15 protein-coding genes are annotated in these 20,991 nt (G+C 70.7%); 8 read left to right on the top strand and 7 right to left on the bottom strand.

Features of this window, described 5'->3' with window-relative positions; translation table 11 throughout:
• Positions 1–48: 48 nt before the first annotated feature.
• Positions 49–1,545, top strand: coding sequence for a maltokinase (locus ACIQD6_RS04805; protein WP_401877925.1), 1,497 nt, complete (start codon positions 49–51; stop codon positions 1,543–1,545).
• A 646-nt stretch (positions 1,546–2,191) separates the two neighbouring features.
• Entirely contained in the window at positions 2,192–4,363 is a 2,172-nt protein-coding gene (gene glgB, locus ACIQD6_RS04800; protein WP_401878160.1) for a 1,4-alpha-glucan branching enzyme, read from the top strand.
• A gap of 105 nt (positions 4,364–4,468) precedes the next feature.
• Here the strand turns inward: glgB and ACIQD6_RS04795 are convergent, their stop codons facing one another.
• Positions 4,469–6,895 (bottom strand): HelD family protein, encoded by a 2,427-nt coding sequence (locus ACIQD6_RS04795; RefSeq protein ID WP_401877923.1) that lies wholly within the window; start codon positions 6,893–6,895, stop codon positions 4,469–4,471.
• A gap of 226 nt (positions 6,896–7,121) precedes the next feature.
• Between ACIQD6_RS04795 and ACIQD6_RS04790 the strand changes: the two genes are divergently transcribed.
• Complete coding sequence (locus tag ACIQD6_RS04790; RefSeq protein ID WP_401878158.1) at positions 7,122–7,748, top strand: GntR family transcriptional regulator; 627 nt, start codon at positions 7,122–7,124, stop codon at positions 7,746–7,748.
• A gap of 78 nt (positions 7,749–7,826) precedes the next feature.
• On the opposite strand, the gene ACIQD6_RS04785 is transcribed toward ACIQD6_RS04790, so the two are convergent.
• Together ACIQD6_RS04785 and ACIQD6_RS04780 are read right to left on the bottom strand one after the other, a co-directional pair.
• Entirely contained in the window at positions 7,827–8,645 is an 819-nt protein-coding gene (locus tag ACIQD6_RS04785) for a carbon-nitrogen hydrolase family protein (RefSeq protein ID WP_401877921.1), read from the bottom strand.
• A gap of 63 nt (positions 8,646–8,708) precedes the next feature.
• The gene (locus tag ACIQD6_RS04780) at positions 8,709–10,070 is read right to left on the bottom strand and encodes an MFS transporter (protein ID WP_401877920.1); all 1,362 of its coding nucleotides are present in this window, start codon (positions 10,068–10,070) and stop codon (positions 8,709–8,711) included.
• Positions 10,071–10,241: 171 nt separating this feature from the next.
• On the opposite strand from ACIQD6_RS04780, the gene ACIQD6_RS04775 reads away from it, so the two are divergent.
• A complete protein-coding gene (locus ACIQD6_RS04775; RefSeq protein ID WP_401877919.1) occupies positions 10,242–10,928 on the top strand; it encodes a DUF2848 domain-containing protein in 687 nt (228 codons plus the stop codon).
• 189 nt (positions 10,929–11,117) lie between these two features.
• Here the strand turns inward: ACIQD6_RS04775 and trxA are convergent, their stop codons facing one another.
• A complete protein-coding gene (trxA, locus tag ACIQD6_RS04770; RefSeq protein ID WP_401878155.1) occupies positions 11,118–11,447 on the bottom strand; it encodes a thioredoxin in 330 nt (109 codons plus the stop codon).
• A gap of 86 nt (positions 11,448–11,533) precedes the next feature.
• Positions 11,534–12,007: a MerR family transcriptional regulator gene (locus ACIQD6_RS04765; protein ID WP_401877917.1), complete on the bottom strand. Its 474-nt coding sequence runs from the start codon at positions 12,005–12,007 to the stop codon at positions 11,534–11,536.
• Between the two features lie 222 nt (positions 12,008–12,229).
• Here ACIQD6_RS04765 and ACIQD6_RS04760 point away from each other — a divergent pair, with 222 nt between their 5' ends.
• Positions 12,230–13,705, top strand: coding sequence for a glycoside hydrolase family 16 protein (locus ACIQD6_RS04760; protein ID WP_401877916.1), 1,476 nt, complete (start codon positions 12,230–12,232; stop codon positions 13,703–13,705).
• 47 nt (positions 13,706–13,752) lie between these two features.
• Here ACIQD6_RS04760 and ACIQD6_RS04755 read toward each other — a convergent pair whose 3' ends face one another.
• Together ACIQD6_RS04755 and ACIQD6_RS04750 are read right to left on the bottom strand one after the other, a co-directional pair.
• Positions 13,753–14,628 (bottom strand): LLM class F420-dependent oxidoreductase, encoded by an 876-nt coding sequence (locus ACIQD6_RS04755; protein WP_401877915.1) that lies wholly within the window; start codon positions 14,626–14,628, stop codon positions 13,753–13,755.
• A gap of 275 nt (positions 14,629–14,903) precedes the next feature.
• Positions 14,904–16,559 (bottom strand): methyltransferase domain-containing protein, encoded by a 1,656-nt coding sequence (locus ACIQD6_RS04750; protein WP_401877913.1) that lies wholly within the window; start codon positions 16,557–16,559, stop codon positions 14,904–14,906.
• Between the two features lie 569 nt (positions 16,560–17,128).
• Here ACIQD6_RS04750 and ACIQD6_RS04745 point away from each other — a divergent pair.
• The 3 genes from ACIQD6_RS04745 (at position 17,129) to ACIQD6_RS04735 (ending at position 20,824) form a co-directional block, all read left to right on the top strand.
• The gene (locus tag ACIQD6_RS04745; RefSeq protein WP_401877912.1) at positions 17,129–18,205 is read left to right on the top strand and encodes a threonine/serine dehydratase; all 1,077 of its coding nucleotides are present in this window, start codon (positions 17,129–17,131) and stop codon (positions 18,203–18,205) included.
• 293 nt (positions 18,206–18,498) lie between these two features.
• Positions 18,499–19,548: an alpha/beta hydrolase gene (locus ACIQD6_RS04740; RefSeq protein ID WP_401877910.1), complete on the top strand. Its 1,050-nt coding sequence runs from the start codon at positions 18,499–18,501 to the stop codon at positions 19,546–19,548.
• A complete protein-coding gene (locus ACIQD6_RS04735) occupies positions 19,541–20,824 on the top strand; it encodes an acyltransferase (RefSeq protein WP_401877908.1) in 1,284 nt (427 codons plus the stop codon). Before ACIQD6_RS04740 ends, ACIQD6_RS04735 begins: the two co-directional genes overlap by 8 nt.
• Positions 20,825–20,991: the final 167 nt, after the last annotated feature.

Genomic DNA, 20,991 nt, shown 5'->3' with positions numbered 1-20,991 from the left:
GGACACTCTGCGCATCCTGTGGTGTGCCCGGGGAAAGGACGCGATGCCATGTCGAAGGCTGCATCCACCTGGACTACCCCACGCCTCGTCACCGCCTCGCCCACCGTCCCACCCGCTCCCCCGTCCGCCGTATCCCCCTCTCTGTCGCCGGTCGACGCGCGAGAGCTGGTCGGCTCGCTCGCACCGATGCTGCACGAATGGCTCCCGCACCAGCGCTGGTTCGCGGGCAAGGGCCGTGCGGTCACCGGCTTCGTACCGGTGACGGTCACCGAACTGCAGCCGTCGGACACGGGGAATCCGGGGCTGCTGCATCTACTGGTACGGGTCGAACAGCGCGGGGCCACCGGGCCGCCGCCGTCGATTCCCACCTCCACCCCCTCCGCTCCCGCGCCGGCCGACGACTGCTATCAGCTGCTGCTCGGGGTACGCAACGCGCTGCCGCCCCACCTGGCCCCCGCCCTCGTCGGCCATGCCACTCAGGGTCCGCTGGCCGGCCGTACCGTCTACGAGGGCCTGCACGATCCGCGCCTCGCCGAACTGCTGCTGGAACGATTGCGCACGCCCGGCGCGCTGGGCACGCTGCGGTTCGACCGGGCCGACTCCGTCCCGTCCGGACTCGCCGGCCGGCTGCTCGACGCCGAGCAGTCGAACTCCTCGCTGGTGTACGGGGACGAGTACATCCTGAAGATCCTCCGCCGGGTCTTTCCCGGTCCCCACCCGGATCTGGAACTGCCGCTCGCCCTGGCGGCGGAGGGCTGCGGGCGGGTACCCGCGCCCGTCGGCTGGTTCGAGGCGGACGACCCGTCCGGCAGCGGCGACTCCCTCACCCTCGGGGTGCTCCAGCCGTACCTGCGCGGCTCCCAGGACGGCTGGCAGCTCGCGCTGGCCGCGCTCGCCGACGACCGTGAATTCACCACCGAGGCGCGGGCACTGGGGCGGGCCACCGCCGAGGTGCACATCGCGCTGGCCGCCGCCCTGCCGACGGTGACCCTGGGCCGTCGGCAGACCGGGCAGCTGGCGGCCGGGATGGCCGAGCGGCTCGACGTGGTGGCACGGGCGGTGCCCGCGCTGGGGCCGTACGCCCCCGGGCTGCGCGGCGCCTTCGACGCGCTCGCCGGACTGGGCGAGGCGGGGCGCGGCCGGCCCGCCCAGCGCGTGCACGGCGATCTGCATCTGGGCCAGGCCCTGCGCACCCCGGACGGGAACTGGTCGGTCATCGACTTCGAGGGTGAGCCCGCCCGACCGCTCGCCGAACGCCGCCGCCCGCAGCCGCCGGTCCGCGATGTCGCGGGCATGCTGCGCTCCTTCGACTACGCGGCCCGCTCCCACGAGCCGTGGCGCCCGGACTGGGCGACGCGCTGCCGGGCGGCGTACTGCGAGGGGTACGCGGCGGTCTCGGGCACCGACCCGCGCGCGGAACCCGAGCTGCTGCGCGCGTACGAGACGGACAAGGCGGTCTACGAGGTGCTGTACGAGGCCAGACACCGCCCCGACTGGCTGCCGGTGCCGATGGCGGCGATCCGCCGGCTGGCGGGTGGCGTCTGACGCGGTGTCATCCCGCCACGGCCGAGCGGTACGGGCGCCGCCCCAGTCGCCTCGTGGCCCGCCCCATAGTCCGCCTCATAGTCCGCCCAGTGGTCCGTCTCGTGGTCCGGCGCAGCGGCACGGGGACCGGCCGGCACCACGGTCCCTGTCCCCCCACACACAACTCCCCACAACTCCCTTCCCACATCCCCAGCACCACCCGCCGCACCCGTCCCTGCACTCGCATCCATCCCCGCACCTGCACTCGCACCCGCTCCGACCAGCAGTGAAGTCCGCCGAGGAGGCAGCCCCCGTGACCCCCCGTCCGCCGTCCAACCGTCCGCCCGAGCCCGAGCGCCCCACCACCGCCCTCCCGGCGCCGGTCCCCGCGCCCGCCGAGAAGAAGCCGACGCGCCGCAAACACCCGAAGGCCTCGGGGGGGCCAACGGGGACCTCGGCGGCGGGGGCCACCGGCGCGGCATCCTCCTCGGCCGCCGCGTCCGCGTCCACATCCGCGTCCGCCTCCGCCTCCGCCTCCGCGCCCAGACCGCGCAAGGCCCCCGGCAAGGCCGCCGAGGGCCGGACGCGGGTCGGCAGGACCGGCGGCCGCGCGGCGGTCCGCACGGTCCGGGCGGCGCCGCCGCCGGCCGGCGGTGACCGGGAGCGGCTGCTGGCCGGTTCGCACCACGATCCGCACGCGCTGCTGGGGGCGCACCCGGTCAGCGACGGCGTGCTCTTCCGGACGCTGCGGCCGTACGCGCGCGCCGTGAGCGTCGTCGCCGAGGGAGCGAACGTACGAGCCGCGCTGAACGACGACGGCGACGGCTTCTTCTCCGGCGTCCTGCCGCTGCGCGCCGTACCGGAATACTCCCTCCTCGTCCGCTACAGCGATGTCACGGAGGAGCTGGACGAGCTGGAGGTGCAGGATCCGTACCGCTTCCTGCCCGCCCTCGGGGAGCTGGACCTGCATCTGATCGGCGAGGGCCGGCACGAGGAGCTGTGGCAGGCGCTCGGCGCCCGGCCCATGGTCCACCAGGGCGTGACCGGCACCCGTTTCACCCTCTGGGCGCCCAATGCCCGGGGCGTCCGGGTGACCGGTGACTTCACGTACTGGGACAGCACCAGCCTTCCGATGCGCTCGCTCGGCTCCACCGGGGTGTGGGAGCTGTTCGTGCCTGGGGTCGGCGAGGGCGCGCTCTACAAGTTCGACATCACCCGCCCGGACGGGTCCCGCACCCTGCGCGCCGACCCGATGGCCCGGCGTACGGAAGTGCCGCCCGCGACCGCCTCCATCGTCACCGAGTCGCACCATGTGTGGCACGACGAGGAGTGGATGGCGCACCGCGCCGACCGCCCCGTGCACGCGGCTCCGTTCTCCGTGTACGAGGTCCATCTCACCTCCTGGCGACCGGGTTTGACGTACCGTCAGCTCGCCGCCCAGCTTCCGTCGTACGTCAAGGATCTCGGCTTCACACACGTCGAGCTGATGCCGGTGGCCGAGCATCCCTACGGCGGTTCGTGGGGCTATCAGGTCACCGGCTTCTTCGCGCCGACGTCCCGGATGGGCACGCCGGACGACTTCCGGTATCTCGTGGACTCCCTGCACCGCGCGGGTGTCGGGGTGCTGGTCGACTGGGTGCCCGCGCACTTCCCGAAGGACGAGTGGGCGCTGGCCCAGTTCGACGGGCGTCCGCTGTACGAGCACGCCGACCCGCAGCGGGCCGAGCACCCGGACTGGGGCACGCTGGAGTTCGACTACGGCCGCACGGAGGTACGCAACTTCCTTGTCGCCAACGCCGTTTACTGGTGCGAGGAGTTCCATGTCGACGGGCTGCGCGTCGACGCGGTCGCCTCGATGCTCTACCTCGACTACTCGCGCGAGGAGGGCCAGTGGACCCCGAACGAGCACGGCGGCCGGGAGAATCTCGACGCGGTGGCGTTCCTCCAGGAGATGAACGCCACGGTCTACCGCCGCTGCCCCGGTGTGGTGACCATCGCCGAGGAGTCCACCGCGTGGAGCGGTGTCACCCGCGCCACCCACCATGTCGGCGCCGACGGCTTCGGCGGGCTGGGCTTCGGCCTGAAGTGGAACATGGGCTGGATGCACGACTCGCTGGAGTACGTCTCCAAGGAGCCGGTCCACCGCAAGTACCACCACGGCGAGATGACCTTCTCCATGGTGTACGCGTACAGCGAGAACTACGTCCTGCCGATCTCCCACGACGAGGTCGTGCACGGCAAGCGCGCGCTGGTCTCCAAGATGCCCGGTGACTGGTGGCAGCAGCGCGCCAACGAACGCGCCTATCTCGGCTTCATGTGGGCCCACCCCGGCAAGCAACTGCTGTTCATGGGTCAGGAGTTCGCGCAGGGCGCGGAGTGGTCGGAGAGCCATGGACCGGACTGGTGGGTGCTCGATCCGTCGTACGAGGCGGAGGCGGACCACCGGGGCGTGCGCGATCTGGTCCGCGAACTGAACACGGTGTACGGCGCGACGCCCGCGCTCTGGCAGCGGGACACCGAGCCCGAGGGCTTCGCGTGGGTGGACGGCGACGCGGGTGAGGACAATGTCTTCGCGTTCCTGCGCTTCGACGCGGCGGGCTCGCCCCTGCTGGCGGTCTCCCACTTCTCGCCGGTGGTCCGCCATCAGTACCGGCTCGGTGTCCCCGAGGAGTTCTCGGCCTGGACCGAGGTCCTCAACACGGACGCGGGGCGCTACGGCGGCAGCGATGTGCGCAACGAGGAGCCGCTGAAGCCGGAGTCGGTGGGCGCGCACGGCCGTCCGGCGAGCATCCAGCTGACACTTCCGCCGTTGGCGACGGTCTGGCTGCGGCCTTCCTGACGTTCCGTCAGGCGATTTCCTGACGTAGCATCAGACGCAGTTGTGGCCCCGCCGGATCCGCTCTCCGGCGGGGCCACGACGTCTGCTACGACCCTGACCTGTCCGCTACGCCCTCGACTTGTCCACGGCGCCGAGCGACGCCGGCCGGGCCGGCACCGCCGCGTCACGTACGATCCCCAGCCGCTGGGTCGCCCGTGTCAGCGCCACGTACAGGTCGTTGATGCCGCGCGGCGAGCCGTCCAGGATGCCCTCCGGATCGACCACGATCACCGTGTCGAACTCCAGGCCCTTCGCCTGCCGGGCGTCGAGCAGGACCACATGGCGGGTGAGGTCGGGCGTCACGCCCCAGGAGGCGTCGGGCAGTTCGGCCGCCAGCGCGGGCAGCAGCGCGGCCGGGGCGATGACCGCGGCCCGCCCCTCGCTCGCGTGTTCCGCCGCCAGTCCGGCCGCGGTACGGGCCAGGGCGGCGCTCTCCACCGCCCGTACGACCGGTCCGGTGCCCGTCGAGCGTACGGACTTCGGCGGCTCGAAGGACGGATCCGCCAGCCGCCGCACCTCGGCCGCGACCTCCATGATCTCCGTCGGCGTACGGTAGTTGACGCCGAGCTTCGTCAGCTCCCAGCGGTCCCCCGCGTACGGCTGGAGGATCTGCTGCCACGAGTCGCAGCCCGCCGCGTCCCCGGTCTGGGCGGGGTCGCCGACCAGGGTCATGGAACGGCTCGGGCAGCGGCGCATCAGCAACCGCCAGGCCATGGCGGACAGTTCCTGCGCCTCGTCCACGACGATATGGCCGAAGGCCCAGGTGCGGTCGGCGGCGGCCCGTTCGGCGGCGCTGCGGGTGTCGAGCTCCTCGTGCCGGTCGGCGAACCGTTCGGCGTCGATGACGTCGTGCGCGGCGAGGACCTCCGACTCGTCGTCGTCCTTGTCCTCGAACTCCTGCGTACGGGAGCCGTACGACAGCTCCAGCACGCCCTTGGCGTAGTCGATCCGCTCCTGCCGCTCCACCGCGGCGGCGGCGCGGGCCGCGCTGTCGTCCTCGCCGAGCAGCTCGGCCGCCTCGTCCAGCAGCGGCACATCGGCCGGCGTCCAGTCGGTCCGCGCGTCGGTCCCGGTCCGGGGCCCGGGACGCCGTACGACTGCGGCGTCGTGCGCGCCGAGCCGGACCGGCTCCGCCAGGAAGTCGGAGACGAACCCCTCCGGGGTGAGGCCCGGCCACAGCGCCTCGATCGCGGCCTGCACCTCGGGGCTGGTGGCGATCTCCTTGCCGAGCTGGGCGATGTCGGTGGGGTCGAGGAGGTTCGGACCGCCGAGCGGGTCGGCGCCGATCCGCTCGGCGAGCTGTTCGGTCAGCGCGTCGATGATCCGGAAGGCGAAGGCGGGCCGGGCCAGGTTGTGCGGCAGCCCGGTGTCACGGGCACGCTGCCTGGCCTCGTCCGCCATGGTCCGGTCCAGCAGGAGCGTGCCGTGGTCCTCGTGCGCGATCTCGATGACGGTCTCGGGCAGGGTCTGCCGGTCGCGCAGTTCCTCGGCCAGCACCCGCGCCATCTCGGCCCGGCCCTTGATCTCGGCCGCCTCCGGAGTGTCCGTACCGGTGACGCGCACTCCGGGGAACAGCTCCCCGGTCGTCGCCAGCAGCACCCCGGTCTCACCGAGCGAGGGCAGCACCTCGCCGATGTAGCCGAGGAACGCGGGGTTCGGACCGACGATCAGCACGGCGCGGCGGGCCAGCTGCTCGCGGTACGCGTAGAGGAGGTAGGCCGCGCGGTGCAGCGCCACGGCGGTCTTGCCGGTGCCCGGACCGCCCTCGACGACCAGTACCCCGCGGTGGGGTGCGCGGATGATGCGGTCCTGCTCGGCCTGGATGGTCTGCACGATGTCGCTCATCCGGCCCGTACGCGCGGAGTTGAGCGCGGAGAGCAGCACGGCGTCGCCGTCCGGGTCCTCGAAGCCGGTGCGGGTGGTGTCGGTGAGATCCATGATCTCGTCGTGCAGCGCGGTGACCTCGCGCCCGTGGGTGGTGATGTGACGGCGTCGGCGCAGCCCCATCGGGGAATAGCCGGTGGCCAGATAGAAGGGGCGTGCGACGGGGGCCCGCCAGTCGATCAGCAGCGGGGTCCGCTGCTGATCGTCCCGCCGCATTCCGATGCGTCCGATGTGGTGACTCGTACCGTGACCGGATTCCCCGCCACCGGTTCCGGTGCCTCCGGATTCCCCGTTCGCGGTTCCGCCATTCGTTGTTTCCCCGTCTGCGGTTTCCCCGTTCGCGATTTCCCCGTTCGCGGTTTCCCCGTCGGCGAGATCGATCCGGCCGAAACAGAGTCCGGACTCGACGGCATTCAACGAGGCCACCCTGCCGGAGTGCTCCGCGACGCTGATGTCCCGTTCGACACGGGCCTGCCGCACAGTGCTGACTTGAGCGGTCGACGCGTCCACGGCAGCCTCCGCCTGCTCCCTGAGGGCGTCGAGGCGCTCATAGAGGAGGGAGACGAATTGCTGCTCGTTCCGCAATTCCCGCATGTCCTCGTTTGACAATTCAGCCCCTGTTCGATACGCTACTTCTTAGCTGCCTGATGCATGCCCTCATTAAATCAGGACATGGAAACATTCAATATACGCAGACGAAGACCCCGGCCGTCAATTCGGTTCCGGGGATTTTTTGTGTGCGGACCCTACGGGGACCTCGCGGCACCTTGCCGAAGGGCCGCGTCGTGGGGCGCACCGATCTGTATACTCGTTGTATGCAACCGTGGGGGCAGTCGTGACATCGGGCCGGGAGAAGGCATACGCGTTTCTCAAGGAGAACGTTCTCACCGACCCGGACCTACAGGGCGGGTTCCTCTCCGAGCAGGAGATCGCCGACCGCATCGGTGTGTCCCGTACCCCCATCCGCGAGGCGCTGCTGCTGCTCGCCGCCGAGGATCTCGTACGGCTGGTCCCCAAGCGCGGGGCGCAGATCGTACCGCTGTCGGGGCGCGAGATCACCGAGTTGATGGAGCTGCGCGGCATCGTCGAGCGGTACGCGGCCGAGCAGATCATCCCCGGGGGCAAGGCGCCCGTGGCCGAGCTGTCCGCGCTCCTGGAGCGCCAGCGCACGCTCAGCGGGCCCGAGCACGCCAAGGAGTTCATCGCCGTGGATCACCTCTTCCACGCGACGATGGTGTCGGCGGTGGGGAACGCGCTGCTCAACCGGCATTACGACGGTCTGCGCAGCCGGCAGATCCGGGCCGGGGTGGTGGCGCTGTACAACCAGTACGGGCGGCAGAAATCCGTACTGACCGAGCATCAGGCGATTCTGGACGCGATCGCCGCCGGTGACGCGGGGGCCGCGCACACCGCGATCGACAGCCATCTGGAGACGACCCTCAAAGTGCTGCTCGCCGGATAGGACGCCGGGCCGACCCGTACCCCGGTCGGCCCGGCGTGCGCGTGTGCGCCCGGTCTTCCCCGCGTGCGTTTGTGGCGCTCAGTCCGACGCGGGGCCTCCGGCCGGGGACAGCCTGCGGTTGGCCAGCACCGGGATGGCCCGGCGTACCGAGTCGACCTCGTCGAGGTCCAGGTCGGCGAGCAGCATCCCCGGCGCGTCTTCGAGACTCTGCCGTACGGTTCCGTCCGGCCCGATGACCGCGCTGTATCCGATCCCGGTCGGCGCCTTCGACGTCGCGGGGGTCCCGGACGCCGCCGGGTCGGCCTGGCCGACGGCGGCGAGCCAGAGCGTGGCGTCGAGCGCGCGGGCCCTCGTCAGCAGCTCCCACTGCTCCCGCTTGCCGGGGCCGGCGCCCCACGAGGCGAGGAGCAACGACACGACCGCTCCGGCGTCCGCGTGCGCCCGGAACAGCTCGGGGAAACGGACGTCGTAGCAGGTGGCGAGGCCGATGCGGGTGCCTCCGACATCGATGGTGACGACCTGGGAACCGGGCGCCACGGTGTCGGACTCGGCGAACCCGAAGGCGTCGTAGAGATGGATCTTGTCGTAGGACGCCTCGACCCCGGGGCCGGTGGCGAGCAGGGTGTTGGCCACCTTTCCGTCGGGGGCCGGGGTGAACATGCCCGCGACCACGACCAGCCCGGTGTCCTTCGCGATCTGGCGGACCGCCGTGGCCCACGGACCGTCCAGCGGTTCGGCGACCGGGCCCAGCGGGGTCCCGAAACAGGCCATCGAGGCCTCGGGGAAGACGACGACGCGCGCGTTCGCCTCGGCGGCGCGAAGAGCTTCTTCGCGGAGGAGTCCGAGGTTCTGGTCGGGGCGGGGACCGGTGGTGATCTGGCTCAGTGCGATGCGCATGGGCGGTTCCTTCGGCGAGTGCGGGTACGGGGTGCGGGTGCCGTTGCCGTTGGCCTAGGCGGTCTACGCGGTCTGCGAGCCCACGGGCCGGTCCGTGCCGGCCGCGTCGGCCTCGTCCAGGTTCTCGTCGTCCGCGTGTGTGCCGTCGCGGCCCAGACACAGTCCGGTGATCGTGACGGCCGCGGTGACCGCCACGTACAGGGCCAGCGGGATCCACGAGTCGTACGCGTCGAGCAGCGCGGTGAAGAGCAGCGGCGCGACGGCTCCGCCGATGACGCCGGCGAGTGTGTAGGCGAGCGAGGAGCCGGTGTAGCGCAACCGCGGGGAGAACTGTTCGGCGATGAACGCCGCCTGCGGCCCGTACATCAGCGAGTGGAGGGCCAGCGCGACCACGACACCGAGCGCGAGCAGCGGCCAGCTCCCGCCGCCGATCATCGGGAAGAACAGGAACGGCCAGATACCGGCCGCCAGGGCGGAGACGCCGTACACCAGGCGCCGGTTGACGCGGTCGGACAGCGCCCCGGCGAGCGGGATGAGGAAGACCTGGAGGGACGAGCCGATGAGCACGGCGGCCAGCGCGGAGCCACGTGACATGCCGAGCTCGCCGGTGGCGTAGGTCAGTACGAAGACGGTGAACAGCGCGTACAGCACATCCGGCGCGACCCGGCTGAGGATCGCCGCCGCCAGGGCGCGGGGGTGCGTGGTGAAGACTTCCCGGATCGGCGCCTCGGGGCGCTTCTTCTCGGCTTCCATCGCCTTGAAGACCGGGGTCTCCTCAAGCTTGGCCCGGATCCACAGACCGAAGAAGACGAGGACGCCGGAGAGCAGGAACGCCACGCGCCAGCCCCAGCTCAGGAACTGGTCCTCGGTGAGCAGCGCGCCGAGGGCGGCGAGAACACCGTTGGCCATGAGGTTTCCGGCCGGCGGACCGATCTGGGCGGCCGAGGCGTAGAAGCCGCGCCGGCGGGGGTCGCCGAACTCGCTGGACAGCAGTACGGCTCCGCCCCACTCGCCGCCGACGCCGACGCCCTGGGCGAAGCGGAGGATGACGAGGACGATGGGCGCGGTCACGCCGATCGTGGCGTACGAGGGCAGCAGCCCGATCATCAGGGTGGCGGCCCCGATCAGTACGAGGGTCGCGATGAGGACCTTTTTACGGCCGATCTTGTCGCCGAGGCGGCCGAAGACGAAACCGCCCAGCGGCCGGGACACATACCCGACGGCGTACGTCGAGAAGGCCAGCAGCGTACCGGTGGCGGGGTCCTCGGAGGGGAAGAAGACATCGCCGAAGACCAGCGCGGCCGCGACGGAGTAGATCGCGAAGTCGTACCACTCCAAGGCGGTTCCGGTGAGGCTGGCGAAGAAGGCGCGGCGGACCGCGGACCCGCCGGGCGGGGGCTTTTCGGTGCTCGTGGTGTGGTTCACGACTTCCGTCCTTGGGGTGGGGCGCGTTCCGGGCTTTTGGGGTGACCGCGTTCCGTCCTGAGGTGAGGCACGCTATCGACCTTCCGGCATACTTCTTGTATACAGGTCGTATGCGCAAGGCTTAGGCGCAAAGTTAACCTCCCCGATACCGCGAACGATGTGGAGACCCTCATGGCGCTGCTGACCTTCGAACTGCCCGACGGCACCACCCGGCAGGTCGATGTCGTCCAGGTACTCAACGCCGGCTACGCCGGACGCAGCCAGGCCGACGTGGCCGCGCATGTCGCCGAGCTCGCCGAGCTGGGCGTGCCCGCGCCTTCCGTGACGCCGGCGCTCTACCCGGTTTCCCCGTACCTCGCCCAGCACACCGATCAGGTCAGTGTGCAGCACGGCCGCACCTCGGGCGAGGCCGAATGGGCCCTGGTGGTGGACGGCGACGGCGAGCTGCTGCTGACGGCCGCCTGTGACCACACCGACCGCGAGCTGGAGGTGCACGGGGTGGCGTGGAGCAAGAACGCGAGCCCCGACGTGCTCGCCCGCCGCGCCTGGCGGCTGGCCGACGTCGAGGAGCGGCTCGACGCCCTGACGCTGCGCGCCTGGGTGGCTTCGGAGGGGAAGGAAACCCTCATCCAGGACGGCACGCTGGCCGAACTGCTCACCCCCGGCTACTGGGCCGACGTACTGCGTGAGCGCGGTGACCTGGTGCCGGGTACGGTCCTGATCTCCGGCACGATCCCCATGGCCGAGGGCGTGGACCAGTTCGCCGGGCGCTGGCGCGTCGAGCTGGGCGACCCCGCCACCGGGGACACGATCGACCTGGCGTACGACGTGGTCCCGATGCCGGAGCCGATCGGCTGACCTTCCGGGTGCCGGGGCCGATCGGCCGGCCCTTCGCCTGATGGGCGCCCGCCTCAGGCGTTCCGGATGTCCGCATGGCCGGAACCATGCGTCACAGGGTTTCCGAGGGGGCGGTAACGCCCGGCGACGCCCCCTCGGCCCCTGTCCTGGCCTCTCCCACGCCGTTGCCGAACCGACTCGGCCGACAGGTCAGAGCACATCCGCCAGTTCCGCCAGCAGCTTGCGCTTCGGGCGGGCGCCGACCACCGACATCACCGGCTCCCCCGCCCGGAACACCATGAGCGTCGGCATCGCGAGTACGCCGTACCGCGTCGTGACCTCCGGGTTGCTGTCCACATCGAGCTCGACGACCTTGATCCGGCCGGCCTCTTCCTCGGCCACGGCGCTCAGTACCGGGGCGAGCTGGCGGCACGGGCCGCACCAGTCGGCGGTGAACTCCAGCAGCACCGGGAGCTCGGACTTCAGCACCTCGTGGTCGAAGTCCGCGTCCGTCACCGACGTGACCACCGCCGTCGGCACGGTCCTCGCTGTCACCGCCGCTGTCGTCGGCACGACCCTCGCTGTCGTCACCGCTGTCGTCCTTGTTCCGGCGCCCGCTGTCTCGATCATGTTTCTTCGCCTCCGTGATTGTCGTCGCTGAGTGCGTATGCCGTCAGCTCACACCGTGGTTCAGGACCGCCCGGCACAGCCGCTCCGGCCGCCAGCCCGGCCCGTGCCTCTTCCGCCCGTGCCTCTTCCGCCCGCGCCAGCTGGGACCCGACCTGGGCGCGTACCGACTGGAGCTGGTCGATCAGACCGTCCAGCTCGGTGAGCTTGCGGCGGTACACGGCGAGCGAGGCGGGACAGGAGTCCCCGGCCGGGTGCCCGGCACGCAGGCACTCGACGAACGGCCGCGTCTCCTCAAGTCCGAACCCGAAGTCCTGAAGGGTCCTGATCTGCCGGAGGAGCCGCAGATCGCTCTCGTCGTACGTGCGATAGCCGTTCACCGCGCGCCGGGCGGGCAGCAGCCCGCGGGACTCGTAATAGCGCAGCGTCCGGGTGGTCGTCCCGGCCCGCTCCGCCAGCTCGCCGATTCGCATGTCTGCGACCGTACGGCTTGACGCCGACGTCAAGGCAAGCGTCCCGGGGAGCATCCTCTGAGGCGGTAGCCGGAGGCGGCCGCCGGAAGCGGCGGCCATTGACGGTCGGCCCCGCCCCGGCTACAAGACTTACTGAGAGCGCTCTCAACCCCCTCGGCACCACCGCACCGGAGGTGTTCCTTGAGACCGATCCGCTTCAGACGTACTGGCCGCGACATATCTATGAGCAGCACCACACGTACGCCTCGCGCCCGGCGTGCGCCCCTCATCCCCCGTACGCCTCTCCTCGCGACGCTCCTCGCCACGGCCGTCGCCCTCGCCGGATTAGTCGGTGTCACGGGAGCCGACACCGCACGGGGTGCCGTACCGCCCGCGCCCGGCTGGAACCTGCAATGGAGCGACGACTTCGAGGGCGCGAACCGCACCCTGCCCTCCTCCGCCAACTGGCAGACCGACACGGGGCACAGCTATCCGGGCGGGCCCGGCAACTGGGGCACCGGCGAGATCCAGAACTACACCGCGAGCCCCGACAACCTGAGCCTAGACGGCAGCGGCAATCTCCGTATCACCCCGCTCAGGGATGGCGCGGGGAACTGGACTTCGGGCCGGATCGAGACCCGGCGCTCCGACTTCAAGGCTCCGGCGGGCGGCACTCTGCGTATCGAGAGCCGCATCCAGATGCCGAACGTGACGGGAAACGCCGCGCTCGGCTACTGGCCCGCCTTCTGGGCCCTCGGCGCGCCGTATCGCGGCAACTACTGGAACTGGCCCGGCATCGGCGAGTTCGACATCATGGAGAACGTCAACGGGATCAACTCGGTCTGGGGCGTGCTGCACTGCGGTGTGAACCCCGGCGGACCCTGCAACGAGACCACCGGCCTCGCCGCCAACCGTGCCTGCCCCGGCTCCAGTTGCCAGTCCGCCTTCCACACGTACCGCTTCGAGTGGGACCGCTCCGTCAGCCCCAACGAGCTGCGCTGGTACGTGGACGAACAGCTCTTCCACAGCCTCCGGCAGAACCAGTTCGACGCCGCCACCTGGTCCAACATGACCGAGCACGCCGGGTACTTCATCCTGCTCAACGTGGCGATCGGCGGCGCGTTCCCCGACGCGCTCGGAGGCCGGACCCCGACCGCCGAGACCGTTCCCGGACGGCCCATGCTGGTCGACTACGTTGCCGCATGGACGCGCGGCGGCTCGACCGGGGAGCCCACTGATCCGCCCACGGGCTCCTCGCAGTTGTACGCGCGGACGGGCGCCGGCCTCGGCGACTCCACCGGCTCGGCCGCGACCGCCGGCCTCGCCACGGCGGGCGGCGCCAACTACGACGGCGACCCGCACAACCCGGCCACCTTCACCTCCGGCGGGATCACCCGGAAGTACAACGGCGGCTCGACGCAGTTCGACCTCTTCGTGGACGCGGGCACGGTGGTGGGCAACGGGTCGCAGGTCAGGGTGAGTTACGACCGTACGGGCGACGGCACCTGGGACCGGACGGAGACGTACCAGTACTTCGCGACCGATCCGCTCCCCGGCTACGAGCACTACACGCAGGCGCGCGGACTCAAGTCGTCCACCGGAACGCAGGGCGATCTGGTGAACGGCAAGGTGCGGATCGAGGTCTGGAACGCCATCGGCAACGGCGCCGGCACGCTCGGCATCGGCAATCAGTCGATGGTCCGTATCCCGTTCGACTGACGCACGAACGGGACGGCGGACGAGACAGCAGCGGAAATGACGGCCCGTCAGGCCAGCAGCCCGGCGAGCCGGCGCCATTCCGTACGGGGCAGCGCTTCGGGAGCACCCGGAGCGCTGCCAGGAGTGACGATCTGGAGAGCGACATGGTCCGCGCCCGCCGCGTGGAAAGCATCGATGCGGTGGCGGATGCTGTCGTCGTCACCCCAGGCGCAGACCGCGTCGACGAGCCGGTCGCTGCCGCCGTCCGTGAAGTCGTCCTCGGTGAAGCCCAGCCGCAGGAAGTTGTTCGTGTAGTTCGGCAGGGTCAGGTACATGGCGAGGTAATCACGGGCGGTGGCGCGGGCGGTCTCCGGATCGGAGTCCGGCACGACCTTCAGCTCGGGCGCGAGGAGCGGGCCGGTTCCTAGCAACTCACGTGCTTGCGCGGTGTGTTCGGGGGTGACGAGATACGGGTGGGCTCCTCCCGCGCGGTCACGGGAGAGTTCGAGCATCTTCGGGCCGAGGGCGGCCAGGACGATCCGCCCGGCCGGTACACCGGCCGCTTCCAGACCGTCGAGGTAGCCGACCATCGCCGAGTAGGGCCGCCGGTACTGTGCGGCGAGCTTGGCGTGGCTGGCGCCGATACCGAGCAGGAAACGCCCGGGGTGCCTGGAATCCAGCTCCAGGAAGCGAGCGGCGGCATCGGGGGCCTCGTGCTGCCAGATGCTGAGGATGCCGGTGGCGACGGTGAGCCGGGACGTGGCCCCGATGAGGGGTTCCGCATGCTCGACTCCGCTGCTGCCGCCGAGCCAGACGGCTCCGAAGCCCAGCTCCTCCAGCTCGGCGGCGGCTTCGGGAATCTCCGCGCGCAGGGCGGGATCCTCGGAGCGCAGGGCCCCGCTCCAGATCCCGTAACGGCCCACCGCGTCCTTCAGAGCGACCATCGTTCTGTCTCCTTCGCACCCTCGACGTGGGGCCGACCCCGGATTGGCACAGCAAGACCCAGGGTGCGGCAGAGAGCGGCGATTTCGTGGTCGCGGGTGGGCGCGAGTCGCAGATGGGTGCACGTCGCGGGTGGGTGCGAGTCACGGGTGGGCGCACGTCGCGGGTGGGCGCTCGTCACGGGTGCCTGTCCGGGCCGGGTACATGTCACCCGGCCCGGACACGCCGACACAGGCCGCCACGGGCCCGTACGGTGCCACCTGGTACCTGCTACTTGCTACCGGCCGTCGCCGAGCGTGAAGTGGAAGATGCCCCAGGTGAGGTACTCCTCACGACCGCCGTCGACCCAGTGGCCGAGGCCCTTTTTCATCTGGGTGAGGTAGTCATGACTGACCTTCCTGGTCAGCCCTTGGGCCTCCTGGTGCCCGGTCTCCTCAAGCACCCGCGCGTAGTGGGTCACCAGCTGCTCGCGATGCTCCTCGAAGCCGCCGTCGACGGCGGAGAATCCGAGCCTGGCCAGCTCGCGCGTGTAGAAACCGGGCGACCCCATGTCGTCCAGGTGGATGCGGTCGAGAATGGGCCGCAGCACTCCGGTGGGACAGCCGTCCACCGACATCGGGTCGGTGAAGATGAGATGGCCGCCGGGGCGCAGCACCCGGGCGATCTCCTCCAGCACCTGGACGCGGTTCCCGCTGTGCAGGAAGGCGTCCTGGGACCAGACGACGTCGACCTGGGCGTCGTTGTACGGAATGTCCTCGAAGGACCCGTCCACCACCTCGATCCGGTCGGAGAGACCGCGCGCCGAGTTGAGCTCCCGGTGGCGCTGGTTCTCCACCTCGCTGAGGTTGAGCGCGAGAACCCGGCAGCCGTACGTCTCGGCCAGATACCGGGCCGAGCCGCCGAAGCCCGAGCCGAGGTCGAGCACCACGGACTCCTCGGTCAGCTCCAGCTTCGCGGCCATCCGCTGGACGGTCCGGCGGCTGGCGTCGGCGATGGGCTCCCCGGGGCTTTCGTAGAGCCCGATATGAATGTCCTCACCGCCCCACACGCTGGCGTAGAAGGCGTCGGCGTCAGGCGAGTTGTAGTAACTGCGGGCGGTACTGACCGCGCCCGTGTACCGCTCTTTCTCCTCGTCCTCCACCAGATACTCCTTCTCCGCGACGTGTACGAAGAAGTCCGGCTGCTCACCACGGTAGGTGTGCTGGAAATCCCCGAAGGTCTCGATGCGCTGGAATCCTACGTCGGACATGAGCCGACGGGTGTAGTCCTTCCGGAGCGGGAACATGTTGAGGTGATACACGGAGTCGTCCGGGAAGGTGTACCGCATGCGGCACAGCCCTTCGTCGACGTGCTCCGGCTCCACGGTGACGTCCTCACCGCAGTAGTAGTAGGTGTGCTTGCTGCTGTACCCGTCGTCCAGCATCGCATCGTAATTGCGCTGGTCCAGCACGAGAATTCCGTCGTGCTTGAGCATCGCGTAGAACTCGGCCAGTGCCTTGCGCCGGTCGCGCTCCGAGAAGAGATGGGTGAAGGAGTTCCCGAGGCAGACGATGGCGTCGTACTCCCCGTGGACGTCCCTGTTGAGCCAGCGCCAGTCCGCCTGGACCACGCGCAGAATATGGCCGCCCCTCTTCATACCGTTCTCGAAGGCCATGGCAAGCATGTCGGCACTGCCGTCGGCGCTTACCGTATCGAATTCGGCCGCCAGCAGCGTGACGGAGTGAAATCCGGTACCCGTCGCGACATCGAGCACGCTTTTCACGCCCCGCTCACGCAGCAGGTCGATGAAGAAGTTCCCCTCGCTCGCCGCGCGCTTCTCCCAATCTATGAGAGAGTCCCATTTCTCGACGAAGCTGGGGACGTATTCCTCGGTGTAGTGTCCGGTTTCTCGTACTTCAACAGGGTTGTCACCAAATTCTTGGACCTGTTGCACAGTGTTGGTAACCCTTCAGCTGTGGAGAGAACATGCCCTGGCGCGGCACCCCGAGCGAATCATGCTCTGGGCCTCGGGAGCCGGTGCGTCTCAGCCCATCGCTGTCCAAGACCGAAAATTCTATGCCTCCGAGAGTTGTATACAAAGGCACTATTGACACGTGTAGCCGCCCTGGCCAGCGGCTTTCCCGCCCGAGATTCTTCCGGGGTGACGGGACCGAGATCTCCGCATATAGGACATGATATGCCGAATCGGCTGTCCATAACGCCCAGCCGCCCGATGGCATCGACTCAAAGATCGTTTATGGACGACCTCAAAGAGTGCGGTGATGCGCCTGGTGCCGCACCAACGGCGTTCCGGCGCTGTGGGGTACCTGTGGAATGGGCAGCCCGGGGTCGGCAGCGCGGATGAACTGGTGCAGCGCGCCGCAGAAGACTCCGTCACTCCGTAGAAGACTCCTTTGCTCCGTAGAAGACCCCGTGGTCGGCCACCACGGGCAGATCTCGGCGATAGTTACGGAACATACGCACCGGGTACCGGCGCACGCGCGACCCTCAGGGAGCACCCCCTTGCAGCACCTCACCCACGGCGACATCAAAGCCGCCACCGACCGCATCGCGGGCCGGACCCGCCCGATCGCCCTTGCGCCCGCCTTCGATCTCGGCATCGGGGTCGGGGTCGGAGTCGACTCCACAGACCTCGAACCGGGCCAGGTGTGGCTGGCGTTGGAGTACTTGCAGCACACCGGCAGCTTCAAGGCCCGAGGCGCCCAGAACTTCCTCCAGGCCCACCGCGACTCCGGCACCCTCCCGGACGCCGGAGTGACCATCGCCTCCGGCGGCAACGCGGGCCTCGCCTGTGCGTGGGCGGCGCGGCGGCAGGGTGTGACGGCGACGGTGTTCCTGCCCCGGACCGCCCCACCGGTCAAGGTCGCCAGGCTCCGCTCGTACGGTGCCGATGTGCGCCTGGTCGGTACGGGGTACGCCGAAGCCCTGGCCGCCTGCGAGGAATTCACCGCCACGACCGGCGCGCTCGCCTCGCACGCCTACGACCTTCCACTGATCGCCGCCGGCGCGGGCACCCTGATGGAGGAGATCCACGAGCGGCTCCCGGACCTGGACACGGTGGTGGTGGCGGTCGGCGGTGGCGGGCTGTTCGCCGGGGTGGCGACGGCCGCTCGGCACCACGGCGTACGGGTCGTGGCGGTGGAGCCGGAGAACTGCCGCGCCCTGAACGCCGCGATCGAGGCCGGCCACCCGGTCGACACCCCGGTCGACTCGGTCGCCGCCGACTCGCTCGGCGCCCCGCGCGCCTCGGCCATGGCTCTCCGCGCCGCCCAGCAGGACGGTGTACAGAGCGTCCTGGTGCCGGATACGGAGATCGTGCGCGCCCGCCAGTCCCTCTGGGACGACCGTCGTATCGCCGTCGAACACGCCGCCGCCACAGCTCTCGCGGCCCTCACCGGCCCGTCGGACTCGGACGGTCCGTCCGGCTCAGCCCGGGACGGCTCCGGCCCGTCCGCCGCGGACGGCCCGCGCGGCTCCGCCCCGTACCGTCCCGGCCCCGGCGAGAAGATCTGTGTGGTGCTGTGCGGCGCGAACACCGACATCCGTTCGCTGGCCGACACGGGCTCCGACGCCGGCTGAGGGTGCCCACCGTGCTGCCCCGGACAAGCGGCCCGGAGCGACGTGGAGCGACACGGAGGGGGCGCCGTACGTGCCGATCCACGTCGGCGCGGAGGGGCGCCGTACGGCACCGCGAAGCACCCGCCCCTCCCCACGCATGGCGGCGCCGTACCCGCTGATCGGCTCCCCCTACCCGTAGTACTTCAGAGCTACGTACGGCATGCCCTCCCTGGCGGGACGCCGACCACGTGGCGTGACTCATAGATTCCGTTCCGGTAGCACGACACAGTTCCGGTACGGAAGGACCACCCGCCATGGCGTCCCGCCCCCTCAGAAGCCGTCTGCGCCACGCCCTGCTCTCCGCGTTCGTCACCGCATCGGTGGCTGTGCCGGTGTCGGGCGCGGCCCGCCCCGCGGCGGTCGCGGCGCCGGTTCCGGCCGGGGCCGCGCTCGCACCGCTGCGGGCAGCGGACCCCGGCACCCTGGCCGAGCGGTACGCCGTCAACCGCGCGGGCATCCGGGCGGCCGAGCGGATGGCCGCCGAACACGGCGACCGGAAGCGCGCCGCCGTGCTGCGCACCATGGCGGGCCGGAAGCGCCACTTCCTCTCCTTCGACGGCCGCGACGGCGGCCGGACCACCGAGGTCTTCGGCGACCTGTCCCGGGCCGAGCGGATCGCCGTGCTGGTCCCGGGATCGGACACCGGCCTGGACACGTACGCCCGCTTCCGGTCGGGTGCTATCGCACTCCGACATGAACTGCGCAATAAAGAGGGGGAGTTGGGGGACGCCTCCGCCGTTGTCGCCTGGCTCGGGTACAGAACACCCGGCACGGTGAGTCCCAAGGCACTGACGCCCGGCCTCGCGGATGACGCCGCCCCCGGACTCCGCCGCTTCGTCAGGGAGTTGGCCGCGACCAGGCCCACCGCCCGGATCTCCCTCCTCTGCCACTCCTACGGCTCCGTGGTCTGCGGACGGGCCGCGTCCGGGCTGGATGTCGCGGACATGGTCCTGTTCGGGAGCCCCGGCGCCGGTGTCGGCAACGTCGCCGCTCTGCGTACCCGGGCCACGGTCTGGGCCGGCCGGGGCGCCGACGACTGGATCGCCGATGTGCCGCACACGCGGCTCCAACTCCCCTTCCTCACCGTCGGGTTCGGTACGGACCCGGTCTCGCCGGAGTTCGGCGCCCGGGTCTTCGCCGCGGGCGACGGCGGTCACAGCGACTACCTGAGGCCCGGCTCCGTACCGCTGGAGAACCTCGCCCGGATCGTCTCCGGACAGCATCCTTCCGGCGAACAGCACCCGTCCGCCGGACAACGGGCCTCCGCCGGACAGCGCGCCTCCATGATGACCCGTCATGCGTGACCTCGTCCGGCGGATCGATCACGCCACTCCGCCCGGCCGCGACCGCGCCGTCGACGCGTTGCGCGCCCTCGCCATCCTCGGGGTGGTGCTCGGCCACTGGCTGGTGACCGCCCTGGTCGCCGACAGCGGCACGGTCCACGGAGCCGGACCGCTCCAGCACATGCCCCAACTCATCCCCATTTCCTGGCTGTTCCAGACCCTGGCGGTCTTCTTCCTGGTGGGCGGGCATGTGGGTGCGAGGAGTTACGCCTCCGCCCGCGCCCAGGGCGTGCCGTACGGGCAGTGGGTCGGCGCCCGGATGGCCCGGCTGTTCCGGCCGGTCGCCGCCGTACTGACGGTGTGGACCGTGGCGTCCGTCGCGATGCTCGTGTCCGGGGTGGGCCCGGAGACCGTACACACCCTGCTCAAGCTGGTCCTGTCGCCGCTCTGGTTCCTGCTGGTCTTCGCCGGGCTGACGGCGGCGACCCCGCTGGTCGCCAGGCTGCATCCGCTCTGGCCGCTCGCCGTCGTCCTGCATGTCGACCTGATCCGGTTCGGCCTCGGCGACCCCGGCCGGTCGGACTGGCTCGGCCACCTCGGTCTGCTCGGCGGGCTCGGCTGGATCGGCTGGATCGGCTGGCTCAATGTGGCGGCCGGCTGGCTGGTCCCGTACTGCCTGGGGACTCTCTGGGCCAGGGGCGGCCCGCACGGCCGCCGGACCGGCTGGACGCTGCTGCTCGGCGGCACCGCCGCCACCACCGCGCTCGTCCTGTGGGCCGGCTATCCGGCGTCCATGGTCGGGGTGCCCGGGGCCGCCATATCCAACCTCGACCCGCCCACCCTCGCGGCCGTCACCTTCGGTCTCGCCCAGTGCGGGGCGGCCCTGCTGCTGCTCGGTCCCTTGCGGAGGGTGCTGCGGCGCCCCGTCGCGTGGGCGGCGGTGGCGCTGGTGAACCTCTCCGCGATGACGGTCTTCCTCTGGCACCAGACCGCGATGATCGCGGTCACCGCCGTCGGCCTGTTCGCGGCCGGGGTCCTGCCCGGCCTGCACACCGTCCCCGACGGCTCCGGCTGGGTGCTGGCCCGGGTGGCCTGGCTGCCGGTGTTCGCGGTGGCGCTGCTGGTGTGCTGGGGGACGTTCCGTACGTACGAGCAGAGAAGACCCGCGCCACATGGCCGGACGAGTCGAACAGGTCGGGCGGGCACCGTGCCCAGCCGAACCGGCATCGTGCGGGGCAGGACGGAGTCCGTACCCGCGCAGCGCCCCGCCCCGGAACGGACCTCGCGGCATGTCTAACCTTGACCCCGTGTCCACGGGGGGCGGGGAATCCAGCGGGGAGAACACCGGGCAGCGGCGGCCGACAGCGGCACCGCCCCGGTTGCCACGTACCCTTCGCGCGGTGCCACGTGCCCTCCTCGTAGTACCCCGTGCTCTTGTCGCGGTGCCACGTACCCTCCGTACGG

The sequence above is a fragment of the Streptomyces sp. NPDC088400 genome (assembly GCF_044753355.1).
GTDB lineage: Bacteria > Actinomycetota > Actinomycetes > Streptomycetales > Streptomycetaceae > Streptomyces.
This window is presented reverse-complemented; position numbering and strand designations above follow the sequence as displayed.

Coding starts and splice junctions, on each gene's coding strand:
- ACIQD6_RS04805 (WP_401877925.1), top strand. CDS start 49: ATGTCGAAGGCTGCATCCACCTGGACTACCCCACGCCTCGTCACCGCC.
- ACIQD6_RS04785 (WP_401877921.1), bottom strand. CDS start 8,645: ATGCGCATCGCACTGAGCCAGATCACCACCGGTCCCCGCCCCGACCAG.
- ACIQD6_RS04775 (WP_401877919.1), top strand. CDS start 10,242: ATGGCGCTGCTGACCTTCGAACTGCCCGACGGCACCACCCGGCAGGTC.
- ACIQD6_RS04765 (WP_401877917.1), bottom strand. CDS start 12,007: ATGCGAATCGGCGAGCTGGCGGAGCGGGCCGGGACGACCACCCGGACG.
- ACIQD6_RS04760 (WP_401877916.1), top strand. CDS start 12,230: ATGAGCAGCACCACACGTACGCCTCGCGCCCGGCGTGCGCCCCTCATC.
- ACIQD6_RS04755 (WP_401877915.1), bottom strand. CDS start 14,628: ATGGTCGCTCTGAAGGACGCGGTGGGCCGTTACGGGATCTGGAGCGGG.
- ACIQD6_RS04740 (WP_401877910.1), top strand. CDS start 18,499: ATGGCGTCCCGCCCCCTCAGAAGCCGTCTGCGCCACGCCCTGCTCTCC.
- ACIQD6_RS04735 (WP_401877908.1), top strand. CDS start 19,541: ATGCGTGACCTCGTCCGGCGGATCGATCACGCCACTCCGCCCGGCCGC.